This is a genomic window from Pseudomonas sp. MYb2 (assembly GCF_002979955.1).
GTDB lineage: Bacteria > Pseudomonadota > Gammaproteobacteria > Pseudomonadales > Pseudomonadaceae > Aquipseudomonas.
This window is the reverse complement of sequence record NZ_PCQC01000021.1, coordinates 54525-70940: the sequence shown is the minus strand read 5'-3', so window position 1 is coordinate 70940 and position 16416 is coordinate 54525. Positions and strand designations below refer to the sequence as shown.

The window sequence follows — 16416 nt, the reverse complement described above, 5'->3', positions numbered from 1 at the left end:
CAACAAAAAAAGGGAGGGCCATGGTAGCGCATCCCGGTGGCAAGACAAGCCATAGGCTTTGCGGTATACAGAACGGCATGATCGTTTGATCCATGGATTTCATTTTGCTGGAGCATCCAATGCCGTTACGTCCGCTCGTTTTGCTCAGTCTTTTCAGCCTGCTGGTGGCCTGTGGCAGCGATGCACCCAAGCCTCAGCCGCCGACGCCAGGCCCCGCGCCGCAACAGGCGCAGAAAAAAGCCAAAGAGGCCGCCGAGCTTGGCCCGCTGCCCGCCTATCAACGCGAATTGAGTGGCACCCTTCAGGGCGTGCCGGCCGGTGCCGAAGTCGAGCTGGCGTTGCTGGTGATCGATGCAAAGGATCGCCCGCAACAATTGCTCGCCAGTTCCAGCCTGATCGGCAACAACCAGGTTCTACCGTTCCGCCTGCGTTTCAACCCGGACGCCTTCCCGGCCGGTGCGCGGGTTGAGTTGCGCGGTCGCGCCAGCCAGTCCGGCCAGTTGATCCTGCATCTGCCATCGCAAACCATCACCCAGCCGACCACTCAGGCGCTGGGCCAACTGCAATTTGTCAAAGCACCATGACGGCACCGCTCGACCTGCAACAGGCGTTAGGTGAACTGCTCGGCGACGCCAGACTCAAGGTCTGTGCGTTGCCGGACACCGAATTGCAGCTGTGGTTGATCGATGGCGACAACATGGATCGCCAATTCAGTCAGGACGAAATCCAGCGAATTCTGCACGAGCCACCCTATTGGGGTTTCTGCTGGGCCAGCGGTCTGGCGGTGGCGCGCTATCTGGACGAGTTCCCGGAGTGGGTGCGCGGCAAGCGTGTGCTGGATTTCGGCGCGGGTTCCGGGATTGCCGGGATCGCGGCGGTTAAGGCCGGGGCGCTGGAGGTGGTAGCCTGCGATCTCGATCCGCTGGCTATTTCCGCGTGCCGGGCGAATGCCGCGCTGAATAATGTCGAGATGAGCTATTCGACGGATTTCTTTGCCGAGGCCGACCGGTTCGATCTGATTTTGGTGGCTGACGTGTTGTATGACCGGGCGAATCTGCCGTTACTCGATGCGTTTTTAAGCCGTGGGCGAGAGGCGTTGGTGGCGGATTCTCGGGTTCGGGATTTTCGGCATCCGTTGTATGAGCGCATTGAAATGCTTGAGGCGATGACGTTGCCGGATCTGGCGGAGCCTGAGGAATTTCGGCATGTCAGCCTGTACCACGCGCGGCGTGATTGAAATCGTTAAAAGATCGCAGCCTTCGGCAGCTCCTACAGTGATCGGTTTTGTCGTCCATATTGCGGGCGGACACTGAACCTGTAGGAGCTGCCGAAGGCTGCGATCTTTTGCGCCACCGCTTATAGTGCGTTCATTAACGCTTTGACGAGATCCCCCATGAGTGAGCAAACGCCGTACATCTTCGACGCCACGACGGCCGATTTCGACCAGTCGGTGATCGAGGCTTCCTTCAACAAACCGGTGCTGGTGGATTTCTGGGCCGAATGGTGTGCGCCGTGCAAGGCGCTGATGCCGATGCTGCAAGGCATTGCCGAGAGCTATCAGGGCGAATTGCTGCTGGCCAAGGTCAACTGCGACATCGAGCAGGACATCGTCGCCCGCTTCGGCATTCGCAGCCTGCCGACCGTGGTGCTGTTCAAGGACGGTCAACCGGTCGACGGTTTTGCCGGTGCACAACCGGAATCCGCCGTGCGCGCCCTGCTTGAGCCACATGTGCAGATGCCACCACCGGCCGCAGCCGATCCGTTCGAGCAGGCTCAGGCGTTGTTCGATGACGGTCGTTACGCCGATGCCGAAGCGGCGCTGGTGGTGATGCTCAATGAAGACAACACCAATGCCAAGGCGCTGATTCTCTATGCCCGTTGCCTGACTGAACGCGGCGAACTGGGCGAAGCGCAAACCGTGCTGGATGCGGTCAAGAGTGATGAGCACAAAGCCGCACTGGCCGGCGCCAAGGCGCAGATCAAATTCCTTGGCCTGGCGCGTGATCTGCCGGATGCCGCCGACCTGAAAGCGCGGCTGGCGAAAGATCCACAGGACGATGAAGCGGTGTATCAACTGGCGATCCAGCAACTGGCGCGTCAGCAGTACGAAGCGGCGCTGGATGCACTACTGAAGCTGTTCATCCGCAACCGCAACTATGGCGAAGGTCTGCCGCACAAAACCTTGCTGCAGGTGTTCGAGTTGCTGGGCAATGATCATCCGCTGGTGACGGTGTACCGCCGCAAGATGTTTGCTGCGCTTTATTAAGATCAAAAGATCGCAGCCTGCGGCAGCTCCTACATTGGGATCGTGTACACCCTTGCAGGAGCTGCCGCAGGCTGCGATCTTTTGCGGTTCACTCGATCCAGCTGTAGAGCGGCGTATCCCCGCCGCTCACCACTTTAACGTCCGAACTGTGGCGCAGGCGTACCAGCAAGCGCTTGCCCGCCGCCGCGCTGCCCGTCAGTCCTTCAAGCTGATCAAGCAGATCCGGCCCGCTGAGTTGCCCGGCCTTGCGCAACAGATCCTTGGCCACCTGCCACAACGCGTCGTCCTGATTCAGCGGTTTCGCCGCTGGCGCCGACGCGGCGACCTCAGGTTGGGTGATCGGTGCCTGCGCATTCAGCGCCGAACCGAGCCTGGCCCAGTCGTTGTCATCCAGTTCCACCGTCAAGTCCACCGGCACGTCGCCGACGGTTCCGCGTATCCGCAACATTGAGTTCGCTCCCGCACATTTATGACCTGCATGCTCCCACGGGACTTGTGCAACGCCAAGCGCACGGGCAAACTCTGCGGACTTTCGTTATAAGATTACATAACAAACTCTTCACTTTACTTCCCGGAGACCTCCATGCGTCGTCTGCTGCTCGCTTTGCCGTTTGCCCTGTTGCCGCTGGCCATCGCCCACGCGGCTGATGAGCATGACCACGATCACGATCATGAACACGGCAGCCTTGGCGCGCATGAACATGGCGTCGGCCGTCTGAATGCCGCGCTTGATGGCCAGACCCTGGAGCTTGAGCTGGAAAGCCCGGCAATGAACCTCGTCGGTTTCGAACACGCCGCCACCACGGATGCCGACAAGGCCAAAGTCGCTGCCGCCCGTGCGCAACTGGAAAAGCCGCTGACCCTGTTCAGCCTGCCGTCTGCTGCCGGCTGCACAGTGATCAGCCAGGAACTGGAGAGCCCGCTGTTCGGTGACAAGCCGGATGCCGACGACCATGACGACGATGAAGCGGACAAGGACGGCCACGAGCATCACCACGACCACAGCGAAATCCATGCGCATTACCAATTCAGCTGTACCACACCAGGTGCGTTGAAGACCCTGGATCTGGCGAACGTCTTCAAGACCTTCCCGGCCACGCAGAAAATTCAGGTACAACTGATCAGCACGAACGGCCAGCAAGGTACCGAAGTGACGGCCAAGGCTGCCGCGCTGAAATTCTGATCACTCCGTAAATCTCCTGTAGGAGCTGTCGAGTGAAACGAGGCTGCGATCTTTTGATTGTAAAAGCCAAGATCAAAAGATCGCAGCCTTCGGCAGCTCCTACAGGGGTTCTGTCTACAACTTTGAAACTGGTGCCATGACCCAAGCACTCATCGAACTGTCCGACCTGGGCTTCAACTGGCCCGGCCACCCGCCGTTGCTGGACATCCCGGCGTTTCGTCTGGAAGCCGGCGAAACCCTGTTCCTCAAAGGCCCCAGCGGCAGCGGCAAGACCACCCTGCTCGGCCTGCTCGGCGGCGTGCAGAAGCCCGGTCGCGGCAGCATTCGCCTGCTCGGCCAGGAACTCACCGAACTCTCCGCCGGCGCCCGCGACACCTTCCGCGTCGATCACACCGGCTACATCTTCCAGCAGTTCAACCTGCTGCCGTTTCTCTCGGTACGCGAGAATGTCGAGTTGCCGTGTCACTTCTCGAAACTGCGCGCGCAACGGGCGAAACAGCGCCACGGCAGCGTCGACCAAGCCGCTGCCACCCTCCTCGCCCACTTGGGCCTGAAGGATGAAAGCCTACTCAGCCGTCGCGCTGACTCGCTGTCCATCGGCCAACAACAACGCGTCGCCGCTGCCCGCGCCTTGATCGGTCAGCCTGAGCTGGTTATCGCCGACGAACCGACCTCGGCCCTTGACTACGACGCCCGGGAAAACTTCATTCGCCTATTGTTCGCCGAATGCCGCGAAGCCGGTTCCAGCCTGTTGTTCGTCAGCCACGACCAGAGCCTGGCGCCGCTGTTCGACCGTCATCTGTCCCTGGCCGAACTCAATCGCGCCGCCACGTCTGCCGAGGTCTGAGATGTATCTGTTTCGTCTGGCCATGGCCAGCCTGGCCAACCGCCGCTTCACCGCTTTGCTCACGGCATTCGCCATCGCCCTGTCGGTCTGCCTGCTGCTCGCCGTAGAACGGGTGCGCACCGAGGCCAAAGCCAGTTTCGCCAGCACCATCAGCGGCACCGACCTGATCGTCGGCGCTCGCTCCGGTTCGGTAAACCTGTTGCTGTACTCGGTGTTCCGCATCGGCAACGCCACCAACAACATCCGCTGGGACAGCTTCGAACACTTTGCCAACAACCCGAAAGTGAAGTGGGCGATCCCGATGTCCCTCGGCGATTCCCATCGCGGCTACCGGGTGATGGGCACCACCGAAGCCTATTTCGAGCATTACCAGTACGGTCGCCAGCAACATCTGGCACTCGCCGACGGTCGCGCGTTTGCCACCGATCCGTTTGAAGTGGTGCTCGGCGCGGAAGTGGCCGATGCGCTGCATTACAAACTCGGCGACAAACTGGTGCTGGCCCACGGCGTGGCGGCGATCAGTCTGGTCAAGCACGATGACAAACCGTTCACCGTGGTCGGCATCCTCAAGCGCACCGGCACCCCGGTCGACCGCACACTGCACATCAGCCTCGGTGGCATGGAGGCGATTCACATCGACTGGCACAACGGCGTGCCGGCCCGAGGCAACGGGCGGATCAGCGCAGATCAGGCGCGCAACATGGACCTGACGCCGCAAGCGATCACCGCGTTCATGCTCGGCCTCAACAGCAAGATTTCCACGTTTGCACTGCAACGCGAAATCAATGAATTCCGTGGCGAACCGATGCTGGCGATCCTGCCGGGGGTGGCGTTGCAGGAGTTGTGGAGCCTGATGAGCACCGCTGAAAAAGCGTTGTTCGTGGTGTCGTTGTTCGTCGTGCTGACCGGATTGATCGGCATGCTCACGGCGATTCTCACCAGCCTCAACGAACGTCGCCGCGAGATGGCGATTCTGCGCTCGGTCGGAGCGCGGCCGTGGCACATCGCGAGCCTGCTGGTGCTGGAGGCGTTCGCGCTGGCACTGACCGGCGTCATCGCAGGTCTGGCGTTGCTGTACATCGGCATCGCCGCCGCGCAGGGTTACGTGCAGGCCAATTACGGTTTGTATCTGCCGCTGGCGTGGCCGAGCGAGTATGAATGGACGCTGCTCGGTGGCATTCTGGCGGCCGCGCTGCTGATGGGCAGCGTGCCGGCCTGGCGCGCTTATCGCCAATCCTTGGCCGATGGCCTGTCGATCCGTTTATGAGGATGTTCACCATGCCCCGCGCTGCACTTGCGCTGCTGTTGCTGGTCGCCCTGCCCGTGTGGGCAGCGGCGCCGAAAGACCTGACGTGGTCGGAAATGATTCCGCCGGACGCCGCGCCGGAAGTACCGAACATGACGCCGCTGCACGACCTGTCGAAGATGGGCGATGCGTTGTCTGCCGAGTCCGCGCCAGCGGCGAAGCAGGATCTGCCGAATGCGCCGGTGGTGCAGTCACTCGACGGGCAGACCATTCGTTTGCCGGGCTACATCGTGCCACTGGAAGTCAACGAAGAAGGACGCACCACGGACTTTTTGCTGGTGCCGTATTTCGGCGCCTGCATCCACGTGCCGCCACCACCGTCGAACCAGATCGTGCATGTCAAAAGCGAGTTGGGCGTGAAGCTTGATGAGCTGTATCAGCCGTACTGGGTCGAGGGACCGTTGCAGGTCAAGGCATCAAGCAGCGAACTGGCGGATGCCGGGTATCAGATGGATGCGGACAAGATTTATGTGTATGAGCTGCCGGAGTGAATCCGGCGGTTTTGTGTTGATTGATCCATCGTCTTCGCGAGCAGGCTCGCTCCCACAGGTGATCACATTCCAGGGTGGGAGCGAGCTTGCTCGCGATGGGGTCGGCAAAGGTTCCACAGAAACCCGCCCCCTTCACTGTTTCATTGAGCTGCGTCAAAAGACCGTATCAGTTGGCTTCGTACCATAGGACATCAGACATTTCTAACGTCCTTTCGGAGCCCCCATGAACAAGTCCTTGCTCAGTGCTTCGCTGTTTGCCCTCGCGCTCGCAGCCCCGCTCGCCCACGCCCACGAGGCCGGTGACATCCTCATCCGCGCCGGTGCAATCACCGTCAACCCGAAGGCTGACAGCTCCAGCGTCAAGGTCGATCAGGGTCCGTTGAGTGGCACCAATCTCGGCGGCAAGGCGACCATGAGCAGCGATACCCAACTGGGTCTGAACTTCGCCTACATGCTCACCGATCACGTCGGCCTCGAATTGCTCGCGGCGACGCCGTTCGAGCATGACGTCAAGCTCAAGGGCACTGCCCTCCCAGCCGCGAACGGCAAGCTCGGCACACTGAAGCACTTGCCGCCGACCCTCAGCGTCGTCTACTACCCGCTGGATTCGAAGTCGGCCTTCCAGCCTTACGTTGGCGGCGGTATCAACTACACCTGGATCTATGACGAGCACGTCGGCAGCGAAGCGCAGACTGCAGGCTTCAGCAACTTCAAGGCGAAAAACTCCTGGGGTCTGGCCTGGCAGGTCGGTGCGGATTACATGCTGACCGACAACATCATGCTCAACGCCCAAGTGCGCTACATCGACATCGATACCCGCGCCACTGTGGAAAACAACGCCGTCGCTCCGGGCACCCGCGCAAGGGTGAACGTCGATGTCGATCCGTTCATCTACATGGTCGGTCTGGGCTATAAGTTCTAAGCTGATTTTTACCGAACGTTCACGTGGTGGTGAATGAGGCTTGGTGGTGAGCAGGCTTAGAACTGACGGCGACCGTACGCAGTTGATCGGGGGATAACATCCCCTCGCCACAGGAATGGCGACAAATTCCGGCCGTGAAAAAGGCGCCTGTCAAAGGGCGCCTTTTTCATGTCTGCTGGAAACCTGTGGCGTGAGTTGGATCTCCCCCTCACCCCAGCCCTCTCCCTCAGGGAGAGGGGGAAAGGGAGCCGATTTGTGTGCTTTTCAAATCCGAGTTCGACTCGATACCTCAGTTCGGTGTATCTCATCCGAACGCCTCGGTGAGCACCCTCTCCCAATGACAGAGGGAAAAGGGAGCCGATTTGTGGTGTCTTCAAAACCTGAGTTCGACTCGGTATTTCACGTCGGCGTAACTCGAAAGTACACCTCGATCAGTCCCCTCTCCCTCAGGGAGAGGGTTAGGGTGAGGGGGCTTTTCAGTAGCGACCGAGCAACCGCGCCAAACCCACACTCATCGGCGTCTGCTCTGGCAGCTTGAAGCGCTCCAGCAAGCGAGCGTTGTCCGCCCGCGAGTGACGGATATCGCCGGAACGCGCCGGCCCATAACTGATGGGCGGCAATTCACCGACCACCGCTTGCAGGGCTTCGAGCATCTGCTTGAGGCTCATCGACTGATTCCAGCCGACGTTCACCGCACCGACGTCCACTTCAGGCTTTTCAATCGCCTGTACCAGCACATCGACCAGATCCTCGACGTAGAGGAAATCCCGCGTCTGCTCGCCGTCACCAAACACGGTGATCGGCAGTCCTTTTTGTGCGCGCTCGCTGAAAATACTGATCACCCCGGAGTACGGCGAGGACGGATCCTGACGTGGGCCGAAGATGTTGAAGAAACGGAAGATCGCCGGTTCCAGACCATGCTGGCGACGATAGAAATCGAAGTAGTGCTCACCGGCCAGTTTGTCCGAGGCATACGGCGTCAGCGGCGCTTTCGGCGTGTCTTCGTCGATCGACTGGCCTTCACCGTTGTTGCCATACACCGCCGCGCTGGAGGCGTACAGCACGCGTTTGACCCCGGTCTGGCGCATCGCTTCGCAGACATTCAGCGTGCCGATGAAATTGCTCTGGTGGGTTTTTACCGGATCATCCACCGAGGCCTGTACCGAGGCCACGGCGGCCAAGTGCGCCACAGCGCTGCAACCCTGCATCGCTTGCGCGACCAGTGCGGCGTCGGCGACATCGCCAACAATCAGCTCGACCTTGGGATTGTCCAGCGGCAGGTTGGCGCGTTTGCCAGTCGACAGGTCATCGAGAATGCGCACCGAATGGCCCTTGGCAAGCAAGGCGTCGGTCAGGTGCGAGCCGATGAAACCGGCGCCGCCGGTGATTAAAACAGGGCCTTCAGCCATGGCGATAAAACCTATCCAGTAAAGCCGGGAGCGCAGCACGCCAGGCGCGCGGCTTGATCCCGAAAGTGTGCAGAATTTTCTTGCAGGCCAGCACTGCGTGTTGCGGCTCTTCGGCTGCGTCCGGGCGCGCGGCGTGAGCCTGTGCGGTCGGCGCTTCGATGGCCAGGGCGTGCAGGCTGCGCGCTTCGGTCAGAATCGCCTGGCCCAGCGCCAGCGGGGTGGTCGCTTCGTGGCCGGCGTAGTGATAAGTGCCCCACAGCGGCGCGGCGCAATCGAGTTGCTTGAGCACCGAAATGATTACCCGCGCAGCGTCGTCGACCGGGGTCGGATTACCGCGGCGGTCATCGGCCAGGAGCAATTCTTCCGGATGCTCGGCGCGGGCGAGGAAACGCCCGAGGGTGCCGTCGGCGCTGTCATCGAGCAGCCAGCCGAAACGCAGCAACACGTGCTGCGGGCACGTCGCGCGAACGCTCTGTTCGATACGCCACAAGGCCTGACCGCGCAGACCGAGCGGCACCGGTTCGTCTTTTTCGCTGTAAGCAGTCGCACGCGAGCCGTCGAACACCCGATAGCTGGAGGGCTGCACGAGGACAATGTTGTGGTGCTGGCACAGTTCGGCCAGACGTTCGATTGCACGTTCCTGCCCGGCCATCCGGGTTTCGCTGACGGTCTCGGCCTGGAACCAGTCGAAATAGTAGGCGAGGTTGATCAACGCATCGGGACGGGTGTCGTCGAGCAATTGGGTCAGGCTCGCGGCATCCCAGCCGTTTTCGGGCGGGCGGGGGGCGAGGAAACCGATGTCTTCCTCTGCACCGAGGCGAATCAGCGCCTGCCCAAGGGCATTTCCGCCGCCCAGTAACATAAGGCGCATTCGCATAGAGTCAGCAGGCCCAGTCTGGTTGGAACGATGGCTTTAGCGACAGACCTTGTGGAACCGTCGCCGATAATTGCCGGAATCGTTGCATTTTGCGGGTTTAGTGCGCAACCGTCATCCGTAAAGTGTACATCCCGGATATTTGTAGCGCTTCGACTGGCGCCATCGCGAGCAGGCTCACTCCTACAATTGAAATGCATTCCCCTGCAGGAGTGAGCCTGCTCGCGATGAGGCCCGAACGGTACTTGCATCTTCCCCCCTGCGCCCGCATAACTTAAGCCATGAATCTGCCCATCCCCACGAACGCGGCCCTGGCAGGCTTTCACCCCGCCGTCAGCGCCTGGTTCAGCAAGACCTTCCCGACGGTCACCGCCGCCCAGGCCCGCGCATGGCCGTTGATCCGCCAGCGCCGCTCGACACTGATCGCCGCACCCACCGGCTCGGGAAAAACCCTGACCGCGTTCCTCGCCGTGCTCGACGACCTCGTCCACCGAGGCCTGGCAAACCCCGACAGCCTGCCCGATGAAACGCTCGTCGTTTATGTCTCGCCGCTGAAAGCGCTGTCCAACGACATCCGCATCAACCTGCAAAACCCGCTGGCCGGGATCACCGAACAGTTGCGGCAGATGAACCTGCCGCAAGTACACATCACCACCGCCGTGCGCACCGGTGACACCCCGCAAAAAGAACGCGCGGCCATGCGCAAAAACGCGCCGCACATTTTGGTGACCACCCCGGAATCGCTGTACGTGCTGCTCGGTTCCGACTCCGGGCGAAAAATGCTCGGCACCACGCGCACAGTTATCATCGACGAAATCCACGCGATGGCCGCCGGCAAACGCGGCAGTCACTTGGCCCTGAGCCTTGAACGCCTGCAGGCCTTGTGCGCCGAACCGCTGACCCGCATCGGCCTGTCCGCCACGCAAAAACCGGTTGAAGCCGTGGCGCAATTTCTGGTCGGTCATGGTCGCCCCTGCGAAATCATCGACATTGGTCACGCCCGCCCCCGGGATCTTGGCATCGAAGTCCCGCCCGTGCCGTTGTCGGCAGTCATGGCCAACGACGTTTGGGAGCGGGTCTACGACCGCCTCGCCGAACTGGCCCGCGAGCATCGCACCACGCTGATTTTCGTCAACACCCGGCGCCTGGCCGAACGCCTGAGCCGACACCTCAGCGAACGCCTCGGCAAGCATGCGGTAGCCGCGCACCACGGCAGTCTGGCCAAGGAGTTTCGCCTCGACGCCGAGCAACGCCTCAAGCGTGGCGAGTTGCAGGTGTTGATCGCCACCGCCTCGCTGGAACTGGGTATCGATATCGGTGAAGTCGATCTGGTCTGTCAGATCGCTTCGCCGCGCTCCATCGCCGGGTTTCTGCAACGCGTCGGCCGTTCCGGTCACCAGGTCGGTGGCACGCCGAAAGGTCGGCTGTTCGCCACCACCCGCGACGACCTGATCGAATGTGCCGCCCTGCTCGACTGCGTGCGCCGTGGCGAACTCGATACCCTGCACATTCCTGTCGCGCCGCTGGATGTGCTCGCGCAGCAGATCATCGCCGAAGTCAGTTGTCAGGAATGGCCAGAAGACGATTTGCTGGCGATGTTCCGCCAGGCCTCGCCCTATCGCGATCTCGATGCAAAACATTATCAAGCGCTGCTGAGCATGCTCGCCGAAGGCTACAACGGTCGTCAGGGCATCCGCAGCGCTTATCTGCATCGCGACGCCGTCAGCCGCACCTTGCGTGGCCGCCGTGGCGCGAAACTCGCTGCCGTGACCAGCGGCGGCACCATTCCCGACAACGCCGATTACAGCGTGATGCTTGAGCCGCAAGGCCTGAACATCGGCAGCGTCAACGAAGACTTCGCCGTGGAAAGCATTGCCGGCGATGTGTTCCAGCTCGGCAATACCTCCTACCGCATCCTGCGTGTGGAAACCGGCAAGGTTCGAGTCGAGGATGCCCACGGCCAGCCGCCGACCATTCCCTTCTGGCTCGGCGAAGCGCCGGGGCGCAGCGATGAACTGTCGTTCGCCGTGGCACGCCTGCAAGCGCAACTCGACGAACTGCTCGGCGCCAGCCCCGGAGACTTGCAACCAGCGCTCGACTGGCTGACACAGACCCTCGGTCTCAACCGCGCCAGCGCCGAGCAACTGGTCGAATACCTCGCCCGCGCCAGGCAGACCCTCGGCGCCCTGCCCTCGCAAGATACTTTGCTGATGGAACGGTTTTTCGACGAGTCCGGCGGCACGCAACTGATCATTCATTCGCCGTTCGGCAGTCGCGTCAACCGCGCTTGGGGTTTGGCCCTGCGCAAGCGCTTCTGCCGCACCTTCAACTTCGAATTGCAGGCCGCTGCCAGTGAAGACGCGATCGTCCTGTCGCTGTCCACCAGCCACAGCTTTGAACTCGATGAGATCTGGCGCTACCTGCACAGCAACAGCGCCGAGCAGATCCTCATTCAAGCGGTGCTCGATGCGCCGCTGTTCGGCGTGCGTTGGCGCTGGAACGCCGGTGTGGCGCTGGCATTGCCGCGCTTTACCGGCGGGCGCAAAGTCGCGCCGCAGTTGCAGCGGATGAAAAGCGAAGACCTGATTGCCAGCGTGTTTCCCGATCAGATCGCCTGCCTGGAAAACCTCGCCGGCGAACGCGAAATTCCCGAGCATCCATTGATCGAGCAAACCCTCGACGACTGCCTGCACGAGGCGATGGACAGCGAAGGCTGGCTCAATCTGCTGCGGCGCATGGAGCGTGGCGAGGTGCGTTTGATCAGCCGCGATCTGCCAGCGCCCTCACCGCTCGCGGCGGAAATTCTCAGTGCTCGGCCGTACGCTTTTCTCGACGATGCACCGCTGGAAGAACGTCGCACTCAAGCGGTGATCAACCGCCGCTGGAGCGATCCGCAATCGACTGATGATCTCGGTGCGCTGGATGCAGACGCGATAAACGCCGTGCGCGAAGAAGCCTGGCCGACGCCGAACGCTGTGGATGAAATGCATGAGGCGCTGATGAGTCTGGCGTGCATCAGCGAGGATGAGGTGCAAGCGAACGAAGGCTGGCGCAAATGGCTGGAAACCTTGGCCAGCAGCGGCCGCGCCTGCCGTTTGCAGATCGATTCCGAGCATTGTTTATGGCTGGCCCGCGAGCGCCTGACCTGCCTGCAAGCACTTTATCCACAGGCTAAATTGCAACCCGGGCTGGAGGCCTTGCCGGGATTCGATGAAACCTGGACGTACGATGAGGCATTGGTCGAAGTGATCCGCGCACGGCTCGGTGCTTTCGGCCCGTTGCCGTTAACCGCTATCGCCGAACCGCTGGGGCTGCCAACCACTCAAGTCAACCAAGCGCTCGCCCAACTCGAGCGCGAAGGCTATGTCCTGCGCGGTCAATTCACGCCGAAACTGAACATCGAAGAATGGTGCGAACGTCACCTGCTCGCGCGTATTCATCGCTACACGGTCAAGCGTCTGCGCCGGGAAATCGAACCGGTGGCTTTGCAGGATTTCATGCGATTTCTGTTCGACTGGCAGCATCTCTCGCCTTCGACGCGGGGCCAGGGCGGCGCGGTGTTGCCGGCGATTGTCAGCCAGTTCGAAGGCTACGCAGCGGCAGCTTCGGCGTGGGACAGCGACATTCTGCCGGCGCGGCTCAAGGACTATTCGCCGAGCTGGCTGGATGAGCTGTGCCGCAACGGCAAACTGGTGTGGACGCGCCTCAGTGCCCGGCAAAAAATCAGCGGCACGGCGTTGCGCAGTACGCCCATCGTGTTGCTGCCGCGCAGTCAGGTTGGCTTGTGGAGTGCGCTGGCCGAACAGACGTCCGTGAGCGAACTGTCGCCGAAAACCCAGAAGGTCTTTGAAGCGTTGAGTCAGCACGGCGCGCTGTTTTTCGATGAGTTGATTCATGAGGCGCATCTGCTGCGCACCGAGCTGGAAATCGCTCTGCAGGAACTGGTCGGTGCCGGGCTGGTGAATGCCGACAGCTTCGCTGGCCTGCGTGCGCTGATCACCCCGGCGAGCAAACGCCAGCAGCGCAGCAGTCGTCGCGGGCGCGGCGCGTTTGTAGGCGGCATGGATGATGCCGGGCGCTGGGCCTTGCTGCGGCGCGGGGCAGCTGTGGATAACAGCGAAACCCTGGAACATGTCGCCATGACCTTGCTGCGCCGCTATGGCGTGGTGTTCTGGCGCTTGCTGGAGCGTGAGGCGGACTGGTTGCCAAGTTGGCGGGAATTGCTGCGCACGTTTCATCGACTGGAAGCGCGCGGCGAGATTCGTGGTGGACGGTTTGTCAGTGGCTTGGCGGGGGAACAGTTTGCCTTGCCGGAGGCGATTCCACTTTTACGCGAAGTACGTCGGCGGCCACAGGACGGCAGTCTGGTTGCGGTGTGCGGGGCTGATCCGCTGAACCTCGCCGGGACGTTGTTGCCGGGGGTGAAAGTGCCGGCGCTGGTGAGTAATCGGTTGGTGTATCGGGATGGTTTGCCGGCGGCGGCGGAGATTGCCGGTAAGCCGCAATTTTGGCTGGTGCTGGATCAGATCGCGATGGAGCAGGTGCGCAGCAAATTGATCCGGCATTGATGTCGGCTGTTCTGGTGCTATCGCGAGCAGGCTCACTCCTACAGGGGAACGCATTCCAAAGGTAGGAGTGAGCCTGCTCGCGATGACGCCAGTATTACCAACACAAAACCCGATATTAAGTCCTCGATTCATGTGGCACCTCGCTCACCACCACCTCACTCCCCTGCGAACGCTTCGGCAACAAAACCTGCTGTGGATAAGTCTGCGCGAAATGCACCGTCTCGGTGTTATCCACAAGCTTCTTCAAACGCTGATTGAACGCCCGGCTCACCGCATACTGCCCACCCGACACGGTGCGGAATTGCGCCGTGAGCACCACGCCGTTCAAATCCATCCTGTCCACGCCAAACACATCCAGCGGCCCTTGCAGGTTGTACTTGAGGAACGGGTCTTCGCGGATCGAATCGCCGGTCTCACGAATCAGCTCGATGGCCTTGTCCACATCCGTGTCGTAAGTGAACTGCACAGAGAAAAACGCAAAGGCAAACTGCCGCGATTGGTTGGTCACAGCCTTGATCTGGCCGAACGGTACCGAGTGCACAAAACCTTTACCGTCACGCAGACGCAGGGTACGAATGGTCAGCCCTTCGACCGTGCCGGCATGGCCCGAATCGAGTACCACCCAATCGCCAATCGACAAGGTGTCTTCGATGATGATGAACAACCCGGTGATCACGTCCTGCACCAGTTGCTGCGAACCGAAACCGATGGCCAGACCGACCACCCCGGCCCCGGCCAGCAGTGGCGCAACGTTGATCCCCAGATTGGCCATGGTGGTGATCGCACAGATCACCACGAGGATGATTTTGATCGCGTTGCGCAGCAGCGGCAGGATGGTTTTCACCCGCGTACTTGGCTGGCGAGCGCCGCGCTTGCTGACTGGTGGCTTCAGTGCTTCCTGAATCGCCGTGTCGAGCACCACCCACAACAGCCACGTCACCAGAAAGATCAGACCAATGCTGCTCAGCGCGTTACTGATTGCTCGCCCGACTGTACTGCTCTGGGCGAAATCAAGCAGCGACACGCCCCAGATCCGTCCGAGGATATCGATGAAGGCAACCGCGATGACGATCCGTAGCAAGGCATGCAACAGGCTCAGGAAGCGTTCCTTATAGGCGCTGCTGCGCTGGATCGCCTCGGCTTTTCGTGACTTGAACAAGTGCTGCAGAATCGTGCTGAGAAACACCGTGCCGATCAGCAGCACCGTGGTGAACAACGCGCAGCGCAGGGCTTTTTGATTGTCCTCGCCGATGCCGATCAGATTCACCGCCGAGACCAGCACCATCAACACAATCGGCCAATACCACAGTCCGGAAAAAATCCGCAGTGACTCCTGCAAGGAGGGCTGTTTCAAACGTTGAGCCAGCGAACGGTTGCGAATCAGATGGGCCACTGGACGGCGCAGACGAATCACCAACAGTCCGAAAATCACCGAGGCGATCAGGCCGGTAAACACGGCGACGCTGCTGGTGATATTGCCGCCCAGTTGACGGGCGATTTGCGGGCTGGTCAGCGCATCGCTGAGGGCGGCGAGGAAGCCGATCAGGAACAATGGTCGCGGACAATAATTGCGGATGATGCGTGCAGCGGGCCGTTTGTGCCCGACATTGAACATCACCACCACGCACAACAACATCGACGTGGAAAAGATGCCGCTGCTGGTCGCGTAGGCCAGACACAGCGCCAGCGCACGTCCGACCGAAGCTGGCAGAAAGTGGCTGACGTAAAGCGTCAGCGGCAGGCAGATCAGCGCCGGCACGGTGTACGGCAACAAGTAGCCGATCAGATCCTGACTGCGCTGACGGGTGCGCAACCAGCGACCTCCACGCATACGGTTGGCCAACAAACTGCCGAGTACGGTGAGCAGCGCAAAACTGCCGAGCCAAGTTCCAGAGAGACTAAGGAAATCCCCGGCGACGCTCCAGCCCGAGCGGTTCGACGGTTGATTGACCAGTTTGTCGACTTCATCGGCGGCGCGATCGGCGCGCAGGCGCCAGGCGTCGACCAGGTGTTCGTTGATGTCGAGTTTGTCCTGGACGTCGTCGATGCTCGAACTGATCGCACCGAGCAGACCGCCCTGCACGATGGGCTCAGGCTTTGCCGCCTCCTCGGTGGCGGCCGGGATGCCCGGCAATGCGGCGGCGTCGATTTCACTGGCGCCGAGAAACAACAGTGCTCCCAGCAGAATGGCGATCCTGAACTTGAGCAAAACTCCGATCTCCCGTGGCTGAACCTGTAAGGAACTGATCGGTAATTGCCCAGCAAGTTCAAGAGCACCCTCACAGAGCACCACCGCGAACCCAGATCATTCCCACGCTCTGCGTGGGAATGCGACTAGGGACGCTCTGCGCCCCAAAAGCGGACGCGGAGCGTCCATTGAGGCGTTCCCACGCGGAGCGTGGGAACGATCAACAAATCCGGAGTCGAACTCAAGTCCTGAATACACTGAAGATCTGCTCCCTTCCCCCTCGCCCCCTTGGGGGAGAGGGTTGGGGTGAGGGGGAGCGCTTTTGATCTTCGCCTTGGACGTGACCGTCCGTAACGCCATCG

13 protein-coding genes are annotated in these 16416 nt (G+C 61.1%); 9 read left to right on the top strand and 4 right to left on the bottom strand.

Annotation, left to right across the window (positions count from 1 at the left end; all coding sequences use genetic code 11):
* The first annotated feature begins 119 nt into the window (after positions 1-119).
* The 3 genes from CQ009_RS25605 to trxA all read left to right on the top strand — a co-directional run bounded on the left by CQ009_RS25605 (position 120) and on the right by trxA (position 2266).
* Positions 120-584, top strand: coding sequence for a YbaY family lipoprotein (locus CQ009_RS25605; protein WP_064392278.1), 465 nt, complete (start codon positions 120-122; stop codon positions 582-584).
* Positions 581-1237 (top strand): methyltransferase, encoded by a 657-nt coding sequence (locus CQ009_RS25600; protein WP_105709085.1) that lies wholly within the window; start codon positions 581-583, stop codon positions 1235-1237. Before CQ009_RS25605 ends, CQ009_RS25600 begins: the two co-directional genes overlap by 4 nt.
* 156 nt (positions 1238-1393) lie before the next feature.
* On the top strand, positions 1394-2266 hold the full coding sequence (gene trxA, locus CQ009_RS25595; RefSeq protein ID WP_105709084.1) for a thioredoxin: 873 nt from the start codon (positions 1394-1396) through the stop codon (positions 2264-2266).
* 88 nt (positions 2267-2354) lie between these two features.
* Here trxA and CQ009_RS25590 read toward each other — a convergent pair whose 3' ends face one another.
* Positions 2355-2714 carry a hypothetical protein gene (locus tag CQ009_RS25590; protein WP_105709083.1) on the bottom strand — a complete coding sequence of 120 codons (360 nt, stop codon included), beginning with the start codon at positions 2712-2714 and terminating at the stop codon, positions 2355-2357.
* A gap of 135 nt (positions 2715-2849) precedes the next feature.
* On the opposite strand from CQ009_RS25590, the gene CQ009_RS25585 reads away from it, so the two are divergent.
* The 5 genes from CQ009_RS25585 to CQ009_RS25565 all read left to right on the top strand — a co-directional run bounded on the left by CQ009_RS25585 (position 2850) and on the right by CQ009_RS25565 (position 7015).
* A complete protein-coding gene (locus CQ009_RS25585) occupies positions 2850-3449 on the top strand; it encodes a DUF2796 domain-containing protein (protein WP_105709082.1) in 600 nt (199 codons plus the stop codon).
* 136 nt (positions 3450-3585) lie between these two features.
* The gene (locus tag CQ009_RS25580; RefSeq protein ID WP_090286721.1) at positions 3586-4296 is read left to right on the top strand and encodes an ABC transporter ATP-binding protein; all 711 of its coding nucleotides are present in this window, start codon (positions 3586-3588) and stop codon (positions 4294-4296) included.
* 1 nt (position 4297) lies between these two features.
* Positions 4298-5563 (top strand): ABC transporter permease, encoded by a 1266-nt coding sequence (locus tag CQ009_RS25575; protein ID WP_105709081.1) that lies wholly within the window; start codon positions 4298-4300, stop codon positions 5561-5563.
* Between the two features lie 11 nt (positions 5564-5574).
* Complete coding sequence (locus CQ009_RS25570; RefSeq protein ID WP_064392280.1) at positions 5575-6093, top strand: DUF3299 domain-containing protein; 519 nt, start codon at positions 5575-5577, stop codon at positions 6091-6093.
* Between the two features lie 223 nt (positions 6094-6316).
* Positions 6317-7015 (top strand): OmpW family protein, encoded by a 699-nt coding sequence (locus CQ009_RS25565; RefSeq protein WP_064392214.1) that lies wholly within the window; start codon positions 6317-6319, stop codon positions 7013-7015.
* 476 nt (positions 7016-7491) lie between these two features.
* Here CQ009_RS25565 and CQ009_RS25560 read toward each other — a convergent pair whose 3' ends face one another.
* Both CQ009_RS25560 and CQ009_RS25555 read right to left on the bottom strand, forming a co-directional pair.
* Entirely contained in the window at positions 7492-8424 is a 933-nt protein-coding gene (locus CQ009_RS25560; protein ID WP_064392216.1) for an NAD-dependent epimerase/dehydratase family protein, read from the bottom strand.
* Positions 8417-9301 (bottom strand): sugar nucleotide-binding protein, encoded by an 885-nt coding sequence (locus CQ009_RS25555; protein WP_105709080.1) that lies wholly within the window; start codon positions 9299-9301, stop codon positions 8417-8419. Before CQ009_RS25555 ends, CQ009_RS25560 begins: the two co-directional genes overlap by 8 nt.
* Positions 9302-9579: 278 nt before the next feature.
* Here CQ009_RS25555 and CQ009_RS25550 point away from each other — a divergent pair, with 278 nt between their 5' ends.
* Positions 9580-13866 carry a DEAD/DEAH box helicase gene (locus CQ009_RS25550; RefSeq protein ID WP_105709079.1) on the top strand — a complete coding sequence of 1429 codons (4287 nt, stop codon included), beginning with the start codon at positions 9580-9582 and terminating at the stop codon, positions 13864-13866.
* A gap of 115 nt (positions 13867-13981) precedes the next feature.
* Here CQ009_RS25550 and CQ009_RS25545 read toward each other — a convergent pair whose 3' ends face one another.
* The gene (locus CQ009_RS25545) at positions 13982-16075 is read right to left on the bottom strand and encodes a mechanosensitive ion channel family protein (protein ID WP_105709078.1); all 2094 of its coding nucleotides are present in this window, start codon (positions 16073-16075) and stop codon (positions 13982-13984) included.
* Positions 16076-16416 lie beyond the last annotated feature (341 nt).